This is a genomic window from Streptomyces corynorhini (assembly GCF_003346515.1).
GTDB lineage: Bacteria > Actinomycetota > Actinomycetes > Streptomycetales > Streptomycetaceae > Streptomyces > Streptomyces corynorhini.
This window is the reverse complement of sequence record NZ_QQNA01000124.1, coordinates 18596-38132: the sequence shown is the minus strand read 5'-3', so window position 1 is coordinate 38132 and position 19537 is coordinate 18596. Positions and strand designations below refer to the sequence as shown.

At 67.5% G+C, this 19537-nt stretch carries 16 protein-coding genes and 1 pseudogene; 8 read left to right on the top strand and 9 right to left on the bottom strand.

Annotation, left to right across the window (positions count from 1 at the left end; all coding sequences use genetic code 11):
- Positions 1 to 34: 34 nt before the first annotated feature.
- A complete protein-coding gene (locus DVH02_RS17150; RefSeq protein ID WP_114624681.1) occupies positions 35 to 526 on the bottom strand; it encodes a MarR family winged helix-turn-helix transcriptional regulator in 492 nt (163 codons plus the stop codon).
- A 112-nt stretch (positions 527 to 638) separates the two neighbouring features.
- Here DVH02_RS17150 and DVH02_RS17145 point away from each other — a divergent pair, with 112 nt between their 5' ends.
- The 3 genes and pseudogenes from DVH02_RS17145 to DVH02_RS37145 all read left to right on the top strand — a co-directional run bounded on the left by DVH02_RS17145 (position 639) and on the right by DVH02_RS37145 (position 2023).
- Positions 639 to 1049, top strand: coding sequence for an organic hydroperoxide resistance protein (locus DVH02_RS17145; protein WP_325051376.1), 411 nt, complete (start codon positions 639 to 641; stop codon positions 1047 to 1049).
- A 131-nt stretch (positions 1050 to 1180) separates the two neighbouring features.
- A pseudogene (locus DVH02_RS17140) lies at positions 1181 to 1664 on the top strand (DUF4291 family protein).
- Positions 1595 to 2023 (top strand): GntR family transcriptional regulator, encoded by a 429-nt coding sequence (locus tag DVH02_RS37145; RefSeq protein WP_407697638.1) that lies wholly within the window; start codon positions 1595 to 1597, stop codon positions 2021 to 2023. The pseudogene DVH02_RS17140 and the gene DVH02_RS37145 overlap by 70 nt, the downstream one beginning before the upstream one ends.
- A gap of 653 nt (positions 2024 to 2676) precedes the next feature.
- Here DVH02_RS37145 and DVH02_RS17130 read toward each other — a convergent pair.
- Together DVH02_RS17130 and DVH02_RS17120 are read right to left on the bottom strand one after the other, a co-directional pair.
- Positions 2677 to 4383, bottom strand: a complete 1707-nt coding sequence (locus tag DVH02_RS17130; protein WP_114624679.1) for an AIPR family protein — start codon at positions 4381 to 4383, stop codon at positions 2677 to 2679.
- A gap of 797 nt (positions 4384 to 5180) precedes the next feature.
- On the bottom strand, positions 5181 to 5576 hold the full coding sequence (locus DVH02_RS17120) for a phosphotransferase (RefSeq protein ID WP_199566319.1): 396 nt from the start codon (positions 5574 to 5576) through the stop codon (positions 5181 to 5183).
- 181 nt (positions 5577 to 5757) lie between these two features.
- Here DVH02_RS17120 and DVH02_RS17115 point away from each other — a divergent pair, with 181 nt between their 5' ends.
- A complete protein-coding gene (locus tag DVH02_RS17115; protein ID WP_233518279.1) occupies positions 5758 to 6426 on the top strand; it encodes a hypothetical protein in 669 nt (222 codons plus the stop codon).
- Positions 6427 to 6540: 114 nt separating this feature from the next.
- Here DVH02_RS17115 and DVH02_RS17110 read toward each other — a convergent pair whose 3' ends face one another.
- The 5 genes from DVH02_RS17110 to DVH02_RS17090 all read right to left on the bottom strand — a co-directional run bounded on the left by DVH02_RS17110 (position 6541) and on the right by DVH02_RS17090 (position 13690).
- Positions 6541 to 7074, bottom strand: coding sequence for a GNAT family N-acetyltransferase (locus tag DVH02_RS17110; protein WP_114624678.1), 534 nt, complete (start codon positions 7072 to 7074; stop codon positions 6541 to 6543).
- A gap of 201 nt (positions 7075 to 7275) precedes the next feature.
- Entirely contained in the window at positions 7276 to 10353 is a 3078-nt protein-coding gene (locus DVH02_RS17105) for an alpha-mannosidase (RefSeq protein ID WP_114624677.1), read from the bottom strand.
- A gap of 78 nt (positions 10354 to 10431) precedes the next feature.
- Positions 10432 to 11328 carry a carbohydrate ABC transporter permease gene (locus tag DVH02_RS17100; protein ID WP_114624676.1) on the bottom strand — a complete coding sequence of 299 codons (897 nt, stop codon included), beginning with the start codon at positions 11326 to 11328 and terminating at the stop codon, positions 10432 to 10434.
- Positions 11328 to 12317, bottom strand: coding sequence for a carbohydrate ABC transporter permease (locus DVH02_RS17095; RefSeq protein WP_407697637.1), 990 nt, complete (start codon positions 12315 to 12317; stop codon positions 11328 to 11330). Before DVH02_RS17095 ends, DVH02_RS17100 begins: the two co-directional genes overlap by 1 nt.
- Entirely contained in the window at positions 12317 to 13690 is a 1374-nt protein-coding gene (locus tag DVH02_RS17090) for an extracellular solute-binding protein (RefSeq protein WP_233518278.1), read from the bottom strand. The genes DVH02_RS17095 and DVH02_RS17090 overlap by 1 nt, the downstream gene beginning before the upstream one ends.
- Before the next feature lie 321 nt (positions 13691 to 14011).
- Here DVH02_RS17090 and DVH02_RS17085 point away from each other — a divergent pair, with 321 nt between their 5' ends.
- Positions 14012 to 15214 (top strand): ROK family transcriptional regulator, encoded by a 1203-nt coding sequence (locus DVH02_RS17085; RefSeq protein ID WP_114624674.1) that lies wholly within the window; start codon positions 14012 to 14014, stop codon positions 15212 to 15214.
- A gap of 159 nt (positions 15215 to 15373) precedes the next feature.
- Here DVH02_RS17085 and DVH02_RS17080 read toward each other — a convergent pair whose 3' ends face one another.
- Positions 15374 to 16729, bottom strand: coding sequence for a tetratricopeptide repeat protein (locus DVH02_RS17080; protein ID WP_114624673.1), 1356 nt, complete (start codon positions 16727 to 16729; stop codon positions 15374 to 15376).
- Between the two features lie 239 nt (positions 16730 to 16968).
- Between DVH02_RS17080 and DVH02_RS35190 the strand changes: the two genes are divergently transcribed.
- From DVH02_RS35190 to DVH02_RS17070, 3 genes are all read left to right on the top strand, one after another.
- The gene (locus DVH02_RS35190; RefSeq protein ID WP_158575901.1) at positions 16969 to 17127 is read left to right on the top strand and encodes a hypothetical protein; all 159 of its coding nucleotides are present in this window, start codon (positions 16969 to 16971) and stop codon (positions 17125 to 17127) included.
- A gap of 123 nt (positions 17128 to 17250) precedes the next feature.
- The gene (locus DVH02_RS17075) at positions 17251 to 18177 is read left to right on the top strand and encodes a hypothetical protein (protein ID WP_147286071.1); all 927 of its coding nucleotides are present in this window, start codon (positions 17251 to 17253) and stop codon (positions 18175 to 18177) included.
- 38 nt (positions 18178 to 18215) lie between these two features.
- Positions 18216 to 19472 carry a tetratricopeptide repeat protein gene (locus DVH02_RS17070; RefSeq protein ID WP_114624671.1) on the top strand — a complete coding sequence of 419 codons (1257 nt, stop codon included), beginning with the start codon at positions 18216 to 18218 and terminating at the stop codon, positions 19470 to 19472.
- Positions 19473 to 19537: the final 65 nt, after the last annotated feature.

The following is a 19537-nucleotide window of genomic DNA, read 5'->3' as shown; positions in this document are numbered from 1 at the left end:
TACCGCGCCGGATCGCGGCGGCTGCGGTTCCGGGTCAGGCGGTTGCGGGAGAAGTGAGGTCTGCCTCGTCCAGCCGACGTGTGAGCGCGTCGAGGCGGTCGCGCAGATCGCTGATCTCCTGAAGATCGCACCCGGTGGCCGCCGCGATCCGGCGCGGTACGGCGCGGGCGGGCTCACGCATCCCGGCACCCTCCTCGGTGAGGTGGATGTGCACCGACCGCTCGTCGCGCGTGCTGCGCTCGCGCCGGAGCAGCCCGGCGGTCTCCAGCCGCTTGAGCAGGGGCGACAGGGTCCCCGAGTCGAGCCGGAGCGCCTCGCCCAGGTCCTTGACGGGGAGCGGGCCGCGCTCCCACAGCACCAGCATGACGAGGTACTGGGGATAGGTGAGCCCGAGGTCCTTGAGGACGACGCGGTAGACGCCACCGAACGCGCGCGACGCGGCGTGCAGGGAGAAACAGATCTGCCGGTCCAGGCGGAGGAAGTCGTCGTCGGGTGAGGGCTGCGTCGTCGTCGGTGTGGCGGTCATGCGTTCAGGATAACTCGCCGGACGCGATTGAGTTGCGCACAATTTAATTGTGTGATGTCATTCTTCATGGCGGCGGAGCACGCCGCCCGACCCGATGAGAGGGATGGTTTCGATGGACGCGCTGTACACCGCTGTGGCCACTGCCAACGGCCGCGAGGGGCGGGCCGTCAGCTCCGACGGGCAGCTGGACCTGCCCCTGGCCATGCCGCCGGCCCTGGGCGGCAACGGCGAGGGCACCAACCCGGAGCAGCTGTTCGCCGCCGGATACGCCGCGTGTTTCGCCAGCGCGCTCGGTCTGGTCGGACGCCAGGCGAAGGTCGACACCAGCGACGTCTCGGTGACGGCCGAGGTCGGCATCGGCAAGGACGGCGAGAGCTTCGGCCTCGCGGTCACCCTGCGCGTGGAACTCCCGGACGCCCTCGCGGGCGAGACCGGCGACCTCCTCGTCAAGCAGGCCCACGAGGTCTGCCCGTACTCGAAGGCGACGCGCGGCAACATCCAGGTGGACCTGGTGGTCGAGTAACCGCCCGGCTGCCCCTGGCAGCGTGACGCGGCGATGAGCTGATGCGCACCGACGGCCCGGCGCCCCGAGACCAGGGGGTGCCGGGCCGTTGATCATGGGCGGGCGAGCGCGGCCGGCAGCACCCTGGGACCGTGCCGGAACCGAAGCGCCGGATCCGCGCGCTCCACACCGGGTCCACCCTCACCGTCTGCTCGGCCTGCCCGCCCGAGATCGGCGTACCCGCCGCCCGCGAGGGCCGCTTCCTCGCCGCGTGGAAGCGGGACCGTTTGACATGGATCAAGCTTTCGTTCCTGGCGATGATGTACCGCAGCGGCTGGGGTACCGAGGAGGGGTGGACGATAGTGCTGGCCGTGGAGGCCGGCCGCGGAGTGGGCGCAGTGGGATCCGGAACGCGACCTGCACCTCATTCTGCTGCCCTTCCGCTCGCTCCAACTGGGCCTGGCTGGAGAGGCGGCGCGCCGGTACGCGGACGAGTGGACCGTGTCTGTATGGGACGTGACATCGCTCGCGCACCGGGTGCATGCCGCCGTGGGACGGGCACATACATGCGGCGGCGCTGTCCCCGAGAAGACGGAGTGCCCGGCGGAGGCCGTGGCGGCCGGGGGCCCCGCCTGATCGGCCCGATCGGGCGGATAGGAGAGGCCCGGAATGGGAGAGGTCCGGCGACCGGCGCAGCGTACAGCAGGTTGCCGCCGAAATGTGCAGTGGGATCGCCGCAGGTGAGTACCGGCCCGGAGCACCGCCCCCCGGAGACGAAACTCATCGAGCGGTACGGGGGCAGCCAGCCGACTGTACGTAAGGCCATCTCGGCGCTGCGCGCGGAAGGGCTGGTCGACGTCATCCAGGGCAAGGGATGCTACGCCGGGGCCGTGCCCGCCACGGCGGTCACCTTCCAACGTACTGTCAGCCGCAGCAGCAAGACGTTCCGTACCAGCCATCATGAGTGGCAGCAGTCCGCGACTCTGACCGTCTAACGCACTACGACGACGGCGGCCACCGGCCCGCTGCTCGGACTCGCCGAAGGCGAGGCCCTGTTCGCCGTCGACAGGCTGCTCGCCGCCCCTGTCACGGAGACCCGCGCTGCACCACGTACTCATCTCGTTCGGCATGGCCGCCAACGAGGCCGAGTAACTCGCGGAGATCCCGGACGCCGACCCGGAGCACATCTACGCCATCCTCACCGCGGCCGGGCAACAAGCTCACCTGGGGCGAGTCAAGGCGGGCAGCCCGCGCGCACTCCACGCAGTCTGACTGAGCTTCCGCCGAGCTGTCGAAACCTGTCTTCACCTACTCAAGGCGGCTCGCTCCGCTCGCCGGGCGCAGGTCCGGCCCCGGCCGGGCCTGCGCTCCTGTCTCCGCCTCGCTCCAGCCTGGCCGGGTGCCCGTGTCGCGCTTATGGCAATCAGCCCCCAGGCATCAGAAGGGGTACGTCATGGCTGAGGCGGTCGACTCCACGGCTTTAGGCAGCCACTCTGACGCGAACCTCGAAGATCATGGCCTCAACGTCGTGCTTTACCGGACCAATCCACAGACCCGAGGCGCCGGCAGCTTACGGGGCCATGAGGGCTTGCGCCACGGCCGCGCCACCCCAAAGCCGCTGCACCGATCTGCTCATGTTGCGTAAGCGCTATTTGAGCAGCTCGGAAAGATACTGCTCAGTGAAGTCTCGTGTACGCCCAAAGTCACGGTTGATTTCTTGGCCGCCAGCAAGTTTGATCAGGGCGTCGGCGCAAGTTTGAACGGCTGTGAGATAGCGATCATCATCCCACAAGAAAGAGTTGAAGGGTTTGCAATCTTTTTCTGCCTTCTTGTCGATACTCTCCACTCTTTCTGGCATGCTCGCCTGAGAGTAAATCGTTCGAACCCCGGCCAGAAGGTGATATCGGGCCGGCTTCAACTCCCGTGCAATTGCCCCACTCCTGAAGAAATGGTCAAGCTTGCAGAAAGCGTAGGCGGTGGAATAATAGTATGCCTCATTGTGTGTATCGGAGAATACGTCGTTGCCCACGCGATTGCGAAGATCGCCATAATAGCGGGCGGCTGTGTGCGGGATTCTTAGGTAGAGCGAAGCAAAAGCTTGCATCAGGTTACGGAGAGAGATGACCCGCCATGTGCCGCGGACTTGAGCCGAACCTGACCATTGCAGTGAACGCCGCTCATAGTAGATTCGCTTACCAGGCTCCGCTTCAAACGAGTTGAAATAGGCTTCGATCCTCTTTTGTAGATCAGATAGGGCGAAGAGATTTTCCTTGCTCACCTGACCCTGCTTATTGGTTGCCTTTGTGATGCTCTTAGCCACGTCGTCATCCAAGGTGACGATCAAGCGAAAGGGGACGTATACGCCGTCCAGGTTCTCTCGCTCAGAGTGAAGGATGTGACTAGTCTGGCATCCATTTACAACCTGGAAGTCAACTAGAGTCAAGCGATTACCCGTAGACTTCAGATCGTGCGCAACTACCGTGACCCCATTATTGAGTACGCAGAAACGACTGCGATCACCAGAGGCCAGCGTCTGCCTGATATCTGCGTTGACGTCGGTCTCACCCAGAAAGTCGCGGACATTGTCAAAGAAGAGAGTCTTGCGGATCTCTCCTTCGTCGTCAGTTACCAGTTTAATGAATTCGCTGCCAGGTAGAACCCCGAGATATGCCTCACGCACCCCTTCCACCTCGGGGAGCGTCGTTCGATTATCGAACTGAACCGTCACCTCGAGGGCGGAGTCGATAGCCCGCCAGTTCCTTTGCACTTCGCTTGCCCCCCACACGTGAAAATCGACGCGTGAGAACAAATTTGACCCAAGGAGCCGCTTTCGACTGTCATTTATTTTCTTCACGATAGGGCCACGGTTGTTCCATGATCCAAGGGTCACATAGTAGAGGCGGCACACGGGGTTCTCGCGGAATCGGCTAGACTCCTCCAAGATCCTGTGGAGCAGTCTCTGCTGATTCTCCAGGTTAGAGTGAGGAGGTTCGTCATCGGTGAGCAGGGTAATTGAGGCATCCGAAAAGATACTCAAATCTCCTAGATCGAAACTCGGCGACGTTTTCACTTGTGTCAAGGTGACTGAGACTTCGATAGCCCCATTGCCTGAAAGTGCGTCTTCCAGCTCCGTCATGTCAGAAACGAGTTCGCCGTTAACTGAGAGCGCAAAGCCGTCGATTCCGAGTGTGCCGTCGTCACCGCAGGAAAAATCTTCAACGCTGAACTGCTGGTCGTGGTGGCGAGAGAGGACAATGAAGTTAACGAAGCGCTCGAATGCGACATATTCCTTCAGATGTCCAACTCCTGCATCCTTTGCCCAGCTTTCCATTAGCCCGCGAGTAACCCTGTCCATTGGTCCTCCGTGTCACTCCACTCGCTCCTCGCCGAGCTGGCGATGAATGCCTACCGTACCCAGGTTTCAGCAGTTGCGTGTCCGTAAGGGAGGTCTTCGGCGTGAGGCGGCAGCCCGACTCGTATTGTTGCGTTGTCAACACCCGTTGGTGACTCCGGTCAGGCAGACCCGTTCAGAGGGCGGACAAGCGTGCCAGGTCTGTGCCAGGTCAGGCGCGGATTCACGGGGAACACCGTGGAATCGGCAGGCTGATCAGAGGGACTGGCCAAGCGCGTCTGCGAGGTCGCGCGGCGCCACGGCGAGCAGCTGGGGACCACACATGTGGCTGTGCAGCGCTGGTTGAACGGGGGCGGGATCCAGCGTCAGACCGCCGCGTTCGTCGCCGAAGCGCTGAGCGAGAAGTTACGGCGGAGGGTTACGCCGAAGGATCTTGGCTTCCCGGGTACGGGGTCGGCCCCCGGACCCGTACTCGGCATGAGTTACGCCGGTTCTCTGGCCGAAGCGCTCAGCACCCTTGAACGTCTTACGCATCAGCGACCCGAAGACGGCCCGGGGGATGAGCCTCCCCTGCCCGACAGGGATGTTCACGCTGCGGCGCTGTCTTGGCTGGTGTCCCGCCCGGACGGTGTGCCCACCGATGCCCCCGCCACCCGGCGTGTTGGCATGCGCGATGTCGCGGCCATCCGGACCGCCGCCGGGTTCTTCATGCAGCTCGACTTCCAGTTCGGCGGCGGACACGCGCACAAGGCGTTCCGCCATTACTTCCGCGAAGACGTGCTGCCGCTTCTCGGCGCTGGCTACAGCGCCAAGGTGTCGCGCAGGATCCTGCCCAGTTCTCTGTACGTCGGCTTCCGATCGCTCTCCTCGATCAGATGCCAGAACGTCACCGGATGACCGTCGACCACCACTGGTTGTTCGAGGTCATCGATCACCCGCGCGACCGGGAAGCTCTCGCCCTCCAGCCAGCGCGATACCTCCACCTCGCCCCGCGCCGACTCCAGATACTCCGTCGATCGGGCGATCCGCACCACGACCGGGTGTGCGGCGAGACGGAACAGTGCGTTCTCCCCAAGGCGGAGAAGTCGGGCGCCGTCGCCGTCGAGGCCCGCGCTACGGCATGCCAGCTCCATTACCTCTGCGGCGCGGGCCGCCGTGAAGCCCGTTGCCGCACTTCCCGCCGCAGTAGATGGCATGCCTTTCCCCACTCCCTGGCCGCAACAGACGTCAATGCGACCGTACCCACGGGAAGCGGTGGCAGACGAGCCGGGCCCGACGATCAGTCATCGGGGGAGGTGCGTGGGAAGCCGCCATGCCGTGATCTTGTCAACTATCCAGTGGCGCAGGGAGCCACCGACACGGGATCATGGAGAGGTAATGAAGCGGCTGAAGAGGGCAGATCCGATGGAACAACTCGCTCGTGAACCGGCGCTTTCCGCGTACCAACAGGCTCTGCGGGGTCGGCTTCTCGACGCCGCTGTGATACCCGCGCCTGAACCCTGGCGGCGCGTCTTCGCGCACGAGCGAGGCGCCCCTATCGGCGGACTTCTCGGGATCGGCTTCGCGGCGCATCCCCAGAGCGGTCATGACCTGGTGATGGTGGTCTCTTCCGACGGTCACGGTCTCTTCGACGCCGTCACCGGGGAGAAGATCGCCAGGGACCGCGACCCCGACCTTGATGACTGCACCCCCGACGCGGTCCCCGACCTGGCCTGCCCCGGGCTGGGGCCGATCGCCGGTAGCCGGGTACGCATCGCAGGGCTCTTCGGCGGAGGGTTGCACACCACGACCGAGGACGGCTGGGTCCTGGAGGCTGTCACGCCAGCCTGGCCCAACGATCGGGTGCTGCTCTCGTGCGACGGCGGGCTCCCCCACTCGGGCCCGCACGGAGAGCGGTGGTGGCACATTTTCCATTCCGCGCACTCGCAACTTCGCGCCTTCGGCTTCTCTCCGTCCGGGGAGACCATCGCCGTCGCGACGAGCAGTGATGTGACTCTGTGGACCCGCCGCACCGAGCACAACAACGACAACGTCGCCCAACGCTGACCGACGCGCGACGCGGGCCCCCAGCCGTAGGAGCCAAAAGGACTACGGACGGTGCTTGACATGGATCAAGCCCTCGGTCCACGCGGACCGGCTTGGTCTGGGAGCCCCGGCGGCTCAGGCCGCGTATTCGGTGAGGTCGATGGCGTGTACGTGCAGGGGGAAGCCGTGGACCGGGTGGACCGTGTCGCGTTCCAGGGCCATCCCCAGCTTGCGCATCACGTTCTCGGACGCCTCGTTTCCCGGGCGGCTGATGCTGACCACCCGCTCCAGGCCCCGGTCCTGGAGCGCGAACTCCAGTGCCGCGTGCGCCGCTTCCGAGGCGTAGCCCTGGCCCCAGAACGGTTGGCCCAGGCGCCAGCCGATCTCCACGTCCGGCAGCACCTCCGGGAGGAAGGCGGGTACGGAGAGGCCCGCGAAGCCGGCCAGTTCGCCCGAGGCGAGGAGTTCGACGGCGAAGAGGCCGAAGCCCTCGTCGTCCCACTCCTCCTCGTACCGCTCGATGTCCTCGGCCGTCTGGTCGAGGGTGCGCACCGAGCCGTCGTCGATCCACCGCATGACCTCGGGGTCCGCATTGATCTCGGCCATCGGTACGAGGTCTTCTTCGCGCCAGCGGCGCAGGAGGAGGCGGGGTGTCTGGATCTCGGTCATGCGGCCCATCCTGGCCGAGGGGGAGGCCGCGGTGGTAATCGGCGGCGGATCGGTTCGTTCCGGTCGGTCCGTCGGCCGGGCGGTGCGTGGTGAGCCGAGCCCATGGAGGCGCACCACCGCCACCGCCACCGCCCCGTCGCGCGGTGCGGCGCGCGGCGGGGCGGTGGCGGTGACGGCGACGGTGCGCGGGGGTGCGGCGCGTCAGGAAGTGGCTTCCGGCGTCAGCCGCAGCGTCAGGATCTGGAACGGGCGGAGCGTGAGGCGGACCGATGCCTCCGGGCCCGGCCGGAAATCCGCCGCCGTCTCCTCCGGCAGCTCCCGCTCCAGCAGGTCGGTGGCCCGGACGCCCACCAGGGCGAAGCCCGGGGTGAGCGTCGCCGTGGCGCGGGCTCCGTGGGCCTCGTAGAGGCGGACGACGACGTCGCCCGAGCCGTCGTCGGCCAGCTTGACCGCCTCGACCACCACCGCCTCCGTGTCGAGCGCCACTAGCGGGGCGACCTCCGCCGAGCCCGGTACCGCGCGCTCCGGGAGGTTGAGGCGGTAGCCCTCCCGTACCGCGTCCGCGACCTCCGCGCCGATGACGAACCCGTAGGCCAGCCGGTGGCGGCCCTGGTCCGTGTCGGGGTCAGGGAAGAGGGGGGCGCGCAGCAGGGAGAGCCGGACGGTGGTGGTCGTACCGCCGTCGGCGCGCACGTCACGGGTGACGTCGTGGCCGTACGTCGAGTCGTTGACCAGCGCCGCGCCCCAGCCGCGCTCCCCGACGTGCAGGAAGCGGTGCGCGCAGATCTCGAACTTCGCCGCGTCCCAGCTGGTGTTGGTGTGCGTCGGGCGCTCGATGTGGCCGTACGGGATCTCGGCCGTGGAGTGCGCGGCCCGTACGTCCAGCGGGAAGGCGACCTTGAGCAGCTTCTCCTTCTCGTGCCAGTCGACGACATTGTCGATGTCGAGCCGGCGCGTGCCCTCGCGCAGGGTCAGCGTCTGGACGATGCGCGAGGAGTTGAAGCCGCGGCTGATCCTCACTCCGGTCGCCGTCGCCGTGACCTCGTCCGCCTCCGTCAGGTCGCGGACCGTGTTGCGGTAGAAGGCGTCGATGTCCCAGGCGTCCCACTCGTTGGGGAAGTCCTGGTGCAGCTGGAGGAGGTTGGCCGTCGTGCCGGGCGCCAGCGCCTCGCGGTCCGCCGTCAGGTCGTACGCCGAGGTGATCAGGCCGCGGGCGTCGATCACCACCCGTACCAGGCCGTTGTCCAGGACCAGGTCCGTGCCGTCGGCCGCGGGGGTGACGGCGGGCGCGGCCGTCGCCGCACGGACCGTGCCGCCCAGCGCCGGTACGCCGCCGCGCGCGTGCGGCGCCGCGTTGAAGACCACCCGGCTGTCGTCCGGCGCCGCCGGACCGGCCAGCGCCCGCTGCGCGTCCTCGATCAACTCGCCCAGTTCGCAGGCGAGTCCGGCGTAGGTCTCCTCCGCCTCGCGGTGCACCCAGGCGATCGACGTGCCCGGCAGGATGTCGTGGAACTGGTGGAGCAGCACGGTCTTCCAGATCCGGTCCAACTGCTCGTGGGGGTAGGCGAATCCACTCCGCACCGCCGCCGTCGCCGCCCACAGCTCCGCCTCGCGCAGCAGGTGCTCGCTGCGCCGGTTGCCCTGCTTGCCCGCCAACTGGCTGGTGAGCGTGCCCCGGTGGAACTCCAGGTACAGCTCGCCGACCCACACCGGCGCGTCCGGATAGTCCGCCTGCGCCCGGGTGAAGAAGTCCGACGGCTTCTCGATCGCGATCCGGGCCGAGCCCTCCAGGTCCGCGAGCCGGTTCGCACGGGCCACCATCTCGCGGGTGGGACCGCCGCCGCCGTCGCCGTAACCGAAGGGGATCATGGAGTGGTTGGTGGCGCCCTTGTCCTGGAAGTTCCGGACGCTGTGCGCGACCTCGGCGCCGGACAGATCGCTGTTGTACGTGTCGACCGGCGGGAAGTGGCTGAAGATCCGGGTGCCGTCGATGCCCTCCCAGCGGAAGGTGTGGTGCGGGAACTTGTTGGTGGTGTTCCAGGAGATCTTCTGGGTCAGGAACCACTTCACCCCGGCGAGCTTCATCAGCTGCGGCAGCGCCGCGTTGTAGCCGAAGGTGTCCGGCAGCCACATCTCCTCGGTCTCGATGCCGAACTCGTCGAGGTAGAAGCGCTTTCCGTGGACGAACTGGCGGGCCAGCGCCTCGCCGCCGGTGATGTTCGTGTCCGGCTCGACCCACAGGCTGCCGGTCGGCAGGAACTGCCCGGTCCGCGCCTTCTCCCGCGCCCGCTCGTACACCTCGGGGCGGTGCTCCTTCAGCCAGGCCAGCTGCTGGGCCTGGGACATCACGAACCTGAACTCCGGGTGGTCGTCCATCAGCTGGGTGACGCTGGAGACCGTACGGGCGACCTTGCGGACCGTCTCGCGCAGGGGCCACAGCCACGCGGTGTCGATATGGGCGTGGCCCACGGCGGAGATACGGTGCGCGCTCGCGACGGCGGGCGCCGCCAGCGCCGGGGCGAGCGCCTCGCGCGCCGCGGCGGCGCTGCCGCCGATGTCCTGGAGGTCGATGGCGTCCAGCGCCTGTTCGACGGCTTTGGCGAGCTGCCAGCGGCGTGGGGTGTCGACGGGCAGTTCCCGCATCAACTGGCCGAGGACGTCGAGGTCCTGGACGAGTTCGAAGACCGTCGTGTCGAAGACCGCGAGGTCCATCCGGCGCAGCCGGTACAGCGGTTCGCCCGCCGGTGTCGCGCCGTGCTCGTCGCCCAGCCAGGCGGCCCGGCCGCCCACCGGCGTCGGACCGAACGACAGCTGCCCCGGGCCGCTGTGCATGACGACCGGGTTGGCCGCGGCCTCGATGAACCGTACGAAGTCCTCGCCTCCCTCGGCGCTCGCGGTCACGGGCAGCCAGGAGTTGCGCGGGTTGAGCGCCTTCACCGGCGTCCCGTCGGGCCGGTAGACGAGCCCCTCGGTGGAGAAGCCCGGCTCGGTCGTGCCGAATCCGAGGTCGAGTACGGCTTCCACGGTCAGTCCGGCCCACTCGGCCGGGACCGTACCCGACACCTTGAACCAGCTGGTCGACCAGGCGGGCCCCCAGCGGTCGCCGACCTGGGCAGGGCCGAACTCGGCGGCCAGGCCCTCGGCGACCGGGACGGGCTCGCCCGGCACGTTCCAGATCTCGACCTTCAGCGGGACGGCGCGGGCGTGGACGGCGGGCCGCAGACGCTGGTTCAGCACGCGGTCGAGCCGCTGCTCGATCACTTCACGGTCGCTGTGCATGGGTGGTTCTCCAGAAGGGGAAGTCGGGAAGCCGGTGCAGGAGGGGCGAGCGGGCGGGGGCGGGGCGTCGGGGAGCTGTCAGCCCTTGAGCGCGCCGCCCAGCGCGAAGCCGCCGCCGAGCTTGCGCGCCAGCAGCAGGTAGAGCAGCACGACGGGGATCGAGTAGATGATCGAGAACGCCGAGAGCTGGCCGTACTGCGTCTGGTCGTGCGCGCTGAGGAAGTTGAAGACGCTGACCGAGGCCGGCAGCTTCTCCGGGTCGAGCAGCAGGATGAAGGGGACGAAGAAGTTCCCCCACATGCCGATGAACGTGAAGATCGTGACGACGATGACGCCCGGCCACATCAGCGGCAGCACGACCCGCCACAGCACCTGCATCGAGCCCGCGCCGTCGATCCGGGCGGCCTCCTCCAGCACGATCGGCACGCCGTCCATGAAGTTCTTCATCAGCCAGATGCCGAACGGGAGCGACGAGGCGGCCAGGAAGAGCGTCGTACCGGCCATCGAGTCGATCAGGTTGACCTGCACGAACATGCTGTAGACCGGGATCATGACGGCCGTGATCGGCAGTCCGGTGGAGAACAGGATCGTGTAGAGGAAGGGCTTGCGCAGCTTCGAGCGGTAGCGGGAGAGCGGGTAGGCCGCCAGGATCGACAGGACCACGGTCAGGAAGGTCGCGCCGCCGCACAGGATCAGCCCGTTGAGCATCGGCCGGTACGTCGTGTCGACGTTGAGGATCTTGCCGAAGTTGTCGAGCGTGAACGGGTCGGGCAGTGAGAGCCGGAAGCTGGCGTGTGCGTTGACCGAGGCCAGCAGCATCCACAGCAGCGGTACGACGTACACCACGGAGAGCAGCAGCAGCGCGACGTTGACGCCGATCCGGCTGGTACGGGCACGTCCCGAGCGGGTGCCGCCCCGGGTGTACGGCGTGGCCGGGACGCTTCGAGCGGTGGCGGGGGTGGTGGTCGCGGCCATCAGTCCTCCTCCAGTTTCAGCAGCCGGATGTAGACGGTGGAGAAGAGCGCGCCGACCAGCAGCAGCACCAGCGCGATGGCCGTTCCGTAGCCGATCAGGCTGTTCTGGAACGCCTGCTGGTACATGAAGATGGGCAGCGTCTGGCTCTTGTTGCCGGGTCCGCCCCTGGTCATCGTGTAGATCAGCCCGAAGACCGAGAGGGTCTGGAGGGTGATCAGCATCAGATTGGTCATGATGGAGCGGCGGATGACCGGCAGGGTGACCCGCCACAGCCGCTGCCAGGGACCGGCGCCGTCCATCTCGGCGGCCTCGATCAGCTCCTGGGGCACATCGTTGAGAGCGGCCGAGTAGACCATCATCGAGAAGGCCGTGCCGCGCCAGATGTTGGCGAGGCAGGCGGCCAGGATGGGCAGTGTGTAGAGCCAGTTCTGTTGCGGCAGACGCAGCGTGTCCAGGATCGCGTTGAGCGATCCCTGCTGGAAGAAGAACGCGTACATCAGGTAGCCCGCGACGACTTCGGGCAGCACCCAGGCGGCGATGACGACCAGGTTGACGATCGACTTGACCGGCTTGGACGCCTTCTCCATCAGCACGGCGAGCGCCAGCCCGAGCGTGTTCTGCCCGATGACGGCCGAGCCGATGACGAACACGAAGGTCAGCCATACGGCGTTGAGGAAGTCCGGGTCGCCGAAGGCGCGGGTGAAGTTGTCGAAGCCGACGAAGTCCGTGGACGACGAGCCCGTCAACTGCATGTTCGTGAACGCGTAGTAGACGCAGTACCCGATCGGCCCGGCCAGGAAGACCGCCAGCAGGACGGCCGAGGGCAGCAGCGGCAGACCGCGCAGCAGGCCCTGGGCCGCGGGCGATACGGAGCGGCGGGCGCCACCGGGCCCGGCGGCCCGGCGGCCGGAGCCGCCAGGACCGCCGGGGGCGTCGGCGGGGCCGGGATTCCGGCCGCCGCCGTCCAGGGTGGTGGTGGGGCCGCTCACTACGAACCCTTGACCGTGTGGTCCGCGCCGACCGCGGACTTGACATCGTTGTCAAACGTGGAGGCCGCCTGGTCCACGCTCGCCTGACCGGTCGTCACCGACTCCATGGCCTTCTGGATGGCGGTGGAGACCTGGGTGTAGGCGGGCAGGGCGGGCCGGTAGTGGGTGTCGGCGACCAGTTCGGTGAAGAACTTGTTGGTCGGCAGCGCCTTCAGATACGTCGGGTCGTCGGCCACGTCCTTGCGTACGGCGATGGTCGCGTTCGCCGCGTTCCACTGGGCCGAGGCGTCCTTGGTCTCCAGGAACTGGACGAACGCGAAGGCGAGATCGGGGTTGGACGCCTTCGCCGGGACCGACCAGGCCCAGCCGCCGGACATGCTCACCCTGCCGGGGGCCTGCCCGTTCTGGGTGGGCATCGCGGCGGTGGCCATCGTGGACTCCCAGTCGGGCCATGGTTTGCTGCCGTTGCGGATCCAGTTGTTCGGCATCCAGGAGCCGTCGATGCCCATGGCGAGCTTGCCGGCCGGGATCATCTCCGTGCCGACGGCGGCGCCGATGTTCGCGCCGAGCGCCTGCTCGACGGAGGGGGCGAGTTTCTGCCCGTAGACGTCCTTGATGAACTGGAGCGAGTCCTTGAAGCCCTTGCTCCCGACGACCCACTTCTGCTGTCCGCTGTCGTACAGCGCGTCGCCGCCGGCCGTCGTGCCGTACAGCAGCATCTCGAAGCCCTGCATGGTGGACTGCTCGCCGCCCGCCGTGCCCGTGTAGATGTTGAGCGGGGTGACCGAGGGGTCGGACGCCTTGATCTTCTTGGCCGTTTCGAGGACGTCGGCCCAGGTCTTGGGCTGCCAGGGGACGGAGATTCCGGCCTTGGCGAAGATCTTCTTGTTGTACCAGATCCCACGGGTGTCCGTGTTGTCGGGAACCCCGTAGGTCTTGCCGTCGGCGGCCTTCACGGCCGCCTTGGACGCGTCGGCGAACTGGGACCAGTCGGACCAGTCGTCCAGATAGTCGTCGAGCGGCTTGAGATAGCCGCTGGCGATGTCGGAGTTGATCGTCGCGGTGTCCTCGTAGACCAGGTCGGGCGCGGTCGAGGGCGAGCGCATCATGAGCTGGAGCTTGGTGTAGTAGTCGTTGGAGGAGGCGGTGACCGGGACCAGCTTGACCGTGGTGCCCGGGTTCTCCTTCTCGAACCGCTTCACCATGGGGGCCAGGAAGGTCGCCTGGACCTTGTTGCTGTTGTTGAGCTGCTGCTGATAGACGACCTTGATCGTCTTGCTCGAACTCCCGGAGGACGAGCCGGTCCCGCAGCCTGTCGCCGTGAGGGCGAGCGCGGCCGTGACGCTGACAGCCGCGAGAAGTCTGATACGCACAGTAGATCCTCCGACGAAGAACCCGATCGAAGCCCGAAGGGGCAGGGAATAGCTCATCCCGCGCAAAGCGGATATGGTCCCCTATCCGGGCGTTTTTGCCCTGGCCTGCTGAGGCTCAGCTAAATCCAATGGATTGATTAAGTCAACGCTTCGGCCATGTAAACTTCGGTCACGATTCCGGATCGGCGGACGGTCGCCGCACAGCCGTCGGGCCGCGCGCGACGCCCGGGATCCCACGGCCCCGACCAGCGGAACTCCCTTCGCGGGCCTGGGCAGAGGAGGCGACACGAGGTGACGCAGGGCGGGACGAACCTCCCGCGAGTGGGGGATTACAACCAGGCGGTCGTGCTGGACGCGATCCGCACCAGCGGGCCGGTCAGCCGGGTCGAACTCGCACCGCTTACGGGCCTCACCGCCCAGACCGTCTCCAATGTGGTCCGCAGGCTGCTCGACGCCGGGCTGGTCTCGGAGTCCGGGCACGCGCCCTCCAGTGGAGGCAAGCGCCGCACGCTCCTGTCCCCGCGCGCCGACGGCGCCTACGCCGTCGGCATCCATCTGGACCCCGACTCCGCCATGGTCGTCGTGGTCGACCTGGTCGGTCAGGTGCTGACCAGCCGCCGGGTCCGGCTCACCGACCCGCGCGATCCGGCGGTGGTGGTCGACCAGGCGGTACGGGCCGCCCGCCGGCTCACCGCCCGCGCCGAGATCGACCCCGCCCGGCTGCTCGGCACCGGTATCGCCGCCCCCGGCCCGATCGACGGCCGCGCGGGCGCCGTGATCGCCCCGCCCAACCTGCCCGGCTGGGAGTACGTGCCGCTGCTGGAGATGTTCGGGAAGGCGACCGGCATGCCCGTCGCCCTGGACAACGACGCCACCGCCGCCGCCATCGGGGAGCGCTGGATCGGCGGCAGCCGCCGGGCCGGCAGCTTCTTCTTCATCTACCTGGGCACCGGCATCGGCTCCGGAATCGTCCTCAACAACACCGTGCTGCACGGCGATTCGGGCAACGCGGGGGAGTTCGGCCACATGGCCGTCGAACCGGGCGACCGGCTCTGCCACTGCGGCAGTACGGGCTGCCTCGGCCCGTACTGCAACCCCGCCGCCATCATCGAGGACCTGCTCGCCCGGGGCGGCGCGGGCGCCGACGGCGCCCTCGGCCTCACCGGCGACCCGGCCGATCTGCACCGCGACTGGAAGCTGCTGCGGCGCGCGGTACGGGCGGGCGACCCCGCCGCGACCGACGCCGTACGCCGCGCCGCCCGGCGCCTGGGCCAGGCCACCCGGGGCGCGATCAGCCTGCTCGACGTCAGCTCCGTGGTGCTCGGCGGGGAGGCGCTGCGCGGCATCGAACCCATCCTGTGCGAGGAGATCGACGCGGCGGTCAACAGCACCTCGGTCGGGACGGGCAAGCGCGACATCGCCATCGAGCGGAGCGTGATCGGGGAGACCGTGGGCGCGGTGGGCGCCGCCTCGCTCATCCTGCACGGGAACTACGCGCCGGGATGGCGGATGCTGGTCGACTGAGGCGGGGCGTGTCTGGGCGGTCGGGGCCGTCGTCCGGGCCGGGACCTGGTCGCGGGCGCGCGACAGGGCCGTGATCAGCGGCTCGGTGAGCAGCCGCTGACAGCTTCGCCCCGTCGGCCGGCCGATCTGGGTCGGACGGCGACAACCATCCGGTGCGGGTCAGGCTCGGACGAGTTCGGCGGCGCGTTGGCCGAGGTCTGCGGCAGCGGGGATGCCACGTCGGGACCAACTCGTCATCGTGGTACGGACATGGTGAAGATCCTTCTTGTGCCGGTCCGAGACGACGCCATCCATGAAGTCCAGGGACTGGCTCCAGATCCCCACGGCTTCGTCGTGGCGGCGCTGGGCGGCGACGGACCGGGCGAGATTGCCCAGTGTCAGAGCGTGAATGCGCCGGAACGCCTCGGGGTCACGCCCGGAAAGGGCGGCACGGTGGTGGCGTTCGGCAGCTCGGTGATCCTTCAGCTCGGCCAGGGTCTTGGCGGTGTGGGACGCGACGGTGGCTGCCACCGGCCCAGTGGCCGCCGTGAAGGATGCGGGCGGCATCGAGGTGTCGAGCATGGCATCCTCGGCTGCGAGAAGCGCCGCCGCGGCTTTCTGCCCGTTCCCCGTGGCCCCGTATGCCCTGGCGCTCGTGATCAGCAGCAGGGCCTCGGTCTGCGGGTCGACTTTCCCGCGCGCTCGGCGCAGGGACTCCTCTGCGAGTTCGACGCAGAAGGCCGGCTGCTTCAGGTTGAGTGCCTGATGTGCGAGCGCGCGCATCATCCAGGCGCCGTGACCTGCCGGGTCGCTCTCGCATGCCAGCTGGTAGCCAAGCAGGTAGTAGCGCTGCGCGGCACCCTCCCGCCCGAGGTCGTGGTACTTCCACGCGGCGAGGTACGACAGCTCGGCCGCCACGCCGTAGGCGTCCCGGCGAACTGCCTCGGAGGGATACATGGCCTGAAGCATTGGCACCACGGTGTCAGTCAGGTAGGTGGTCACCGCGCTCAGCCCGTGGCCGCCTCCGAGGCGCTCGTCCACGGCAGTGAAGACGCTGGTGATGTGCCGGACGGTGGCCACCTCGCCGGCGCCTGCCCGGCCGCCGGTCTTTCCCGCTCGCAGGGTGGCGGCGACGGCCTGATGATCGTAGGTCAGTGGCAGTGCCACAGCGGTGGTCGCGAACGCACTGGCGAGGAAGTTACGGCGGGACTGCATCACGGCTCTCCCGAGGTCGGCGGCGGTGGCCAGCGGGTCGGTGCTCATGGCCTCCCCGGTCGCTTCCGACCCTAGCCCGATCTCCGCGACGGTCACCTTGCGGTGCGTCTTCCTGGTGAGGGCCTCGGTGAGGTAGAGCGGGGTACGTCCCGTGGGGGCGCCACCGGCTACCCAGTGAGCGATGGCAGACGGTGCCGTGGCCAGCTGCTCTCCCGCCTCGGAAGCGACTACGCGCACTGTCACGGCCAGGGCGTGATAGCTGCACCCGGACTCGGCGATGACACGAGCCAGGGCCTCATTCGGGTTCTTGGTGTCCTTCAACTGCTGCCCCCAGTTGTGATCTTGAACGGGTTGAACGGGATCGGTGACGCCATACCGTACTCCCGGAGCGTGATCAGCTGTTCACTGAATGCATTGAGGGCCGGGGATTCCCGCCCGAGGGATTGCCATGACCAAGCCGAACGCGCAGAAGGGGGTGTGCGCCGGTAGCCCACAGATTCCTCCCCGGACCTCGGAGAGGTGCACCATCCGCAGCAGTAACCAATGGAGAGAGCAGGACCATGCCCAACAGCATTCAAGTCGAGTCCCTGACGCGCCGCTTGGACCACTCGGTCCCGGACGGCGACTTCGTGCCCGAGGTGAGTGTCGAGTCCCTGACGCGCCGCTTGGACCACTCGGTCCCGGACGGCGACTTCGCGCCCGAGGGAACCGAGATCTGACCTCGGTTCCGAACTGATGCCGCCTGGTTGACGGCATGGCGGGTCGGCTCGGGATGAACAGCCGAGTCGGCCCGCAACCTCCTGATCCGCCATCTGCACATTGCCACCAGAGGAGAGTTCATCGTGTCGGCCACGATTGCCACCCGTGTGGAGTCCGGCTCTTTCTTCGACCTCAGCCGCAAGGACCTTGCGCTGTCCAGGCTCCGCGAGGGAGGTGTCGAGTGGACTCTCCCGTTCGCCCTGATGGAGCGCCTCGTGAAGTCCGGCACCCCCTACGCGGAGCACGCCCGCTCCCTGCGCAGCGACAATGTGACCGTCGCCGGGGCGAGCTTTGACTGGTTCGATGCCAAGCTGCCCGGTGAGATCGCTGACGAGATCAACCTGTCGAACTACGAGATCGCCGAGCACACCGACGAGCGCCGAGCGGCGCTGGCTCAGGCACTGGACCGCCTGTCGTTGGTCCACCCCGAGGGATTCACCCGCGTGCGTGAATTCGTCCGTGGGCTGTTGTGGGTGGGTCTCAAGCCCGGCGTCCGCACCTCCTCGCTGACCAGTTCCAGCGATCCGGCGCTCCCGTACGTCATCGTGTTCTCAGAGAAGGCCCGCCATCACATTCCGCCGAATACCGTCAGCCCGGAGCCGTCCCGTCTCTTCCTGGCGGAGAACCTCCTGCACGAGGGGACACACCAGTCGATCAGTTTTCACGTCCTCCAGCGCCAGGTCTTCGCCGACGGGTACTCCTCGAAGACCTCTCCCAAGATTGAGATCGCGTGGCGTGCCGCGCAGGGAGCGGACCGCAACCAGTTCTGGGAGATCGACCGGGCTTTCCACGCGACCTGCGTGTACAACCAACTGCTGCGGTTCCGCCAGACCGAACTGGGCCGAGACGACCTGACGCCCAACGAGCGCGTGAGCTTCCAGAGTGCCTACGACGAGGGACTTCCGGCCGTCCGCTACCTCATGCGCAAACTCGAACTCTTGAGTGAGCACTTCTCCTCGCACGGCGTAGAGCTGCTGGCCGACTTGCGGCACCAGACCGACCAGCTGTAGCACCGACCAGTCGGAGCGGCAGAGAAAGGGAGGGGCGGATGCTCCAGCACCTCATCACCCAAGACGAGGACCTGCGTATGGTCCCCACCGACCGCAACCACTTGGCCGTCGCCGTCGACGGGCTCCGCGAGGATCTTCGGGCGCTTTCCGCAGGTACGGACCTCAGCCAGGCGCGCGTCCTGGCCCGGTGGGTCGGCATCGGCTTGGTGACCCTGGGGGACCCCCACGAAGCACGGGTGTTCCTGCGGCAGGCGCTCGACCTGGCCACAGCCAGCGGCAACATCCGGGCCGTCATCGCTACCGAACTCAACCTCGGCGACGCCTATCGCTACGCCGACGAAGCAGAGGCCGCCGACGTGCTCTACCGCAGGGCCCTGGACACTGCCCGGAGCCGGCACCCGGAACTCGTCGACTTCGCACTCCAGCACTTCGGTAAACACCTCCTGGAACAAGGCGACCTTGTATCCGCGCACGCGCACCTGCGGGAAGCGTTGCGGCTGCGGATCGCCAAGGGTGACGCGGGGCTGATCGAATCCACCCATGCCGCACTCGGCCGCGTTGAGCTGCTGATCGGACGGGCAGCCGCCGGCACGTTCTTTCCGGCGGCCGGTGGCGCAGAAGCGGCGCAGTGGAGCAGGCGATGGACGGCATGGCTCCAATCCCGGACCACGGCCCGGATCCCGGCCCGGTGGGCCGGCGCGTTCCCCGCCATGCGGGACACCGTGCGCTCTCTCACCGCACACGAGCGCGTACACCCCCGTCACCTGCGTGATCAGTCGTTCCCCGTGGAGTTGCTCGCCGCAATGGAGCAGGAGGCGGAGAAAGCTCTGGCTGCTGACGGATACCTCCACAACGGCAAGTGGAACGCGGCCGTCGGTGACGCCGCGAACCGCTTCGCCGGGCAAGTCGATCTCGCCGCAGTCGTAGCGCGGTCCACTGGTCTGGAGGTCGAGCAACCGCACAACGGCGTCTACATCGCTTACCTGGAAGAAGGGCATTTTCTCGACTTCCATGTCGACGAGTTCGGCTTCGGCGAGGCAAACCTGATCCTGTGCCTCAGACATGAGCGCCTCCCCTCAGCTCACGCGGTGAGCACCACCGTCTTCATTGGCGCTGACGGCTACCGCGAATGCGATCTCGCACCGGGGGATTGCGTTGTATTCGATGGAGCTGTCACCCCGCACGGAAGGACGCCCCTCAGTGCCGGAGAGAGCGTCATCCTCATCAGTTTCGGCTTCCGCGCGCGTGGTCGGGTTGCGCTTCCGGCCACCCATCTCCCTGTAGCTCCGCACTGAGAACGGCGGTCGCCACAGGCGTGCGCAAGCTGATGGAAGTCTTCGGACTCCATTACGCCGCCCTG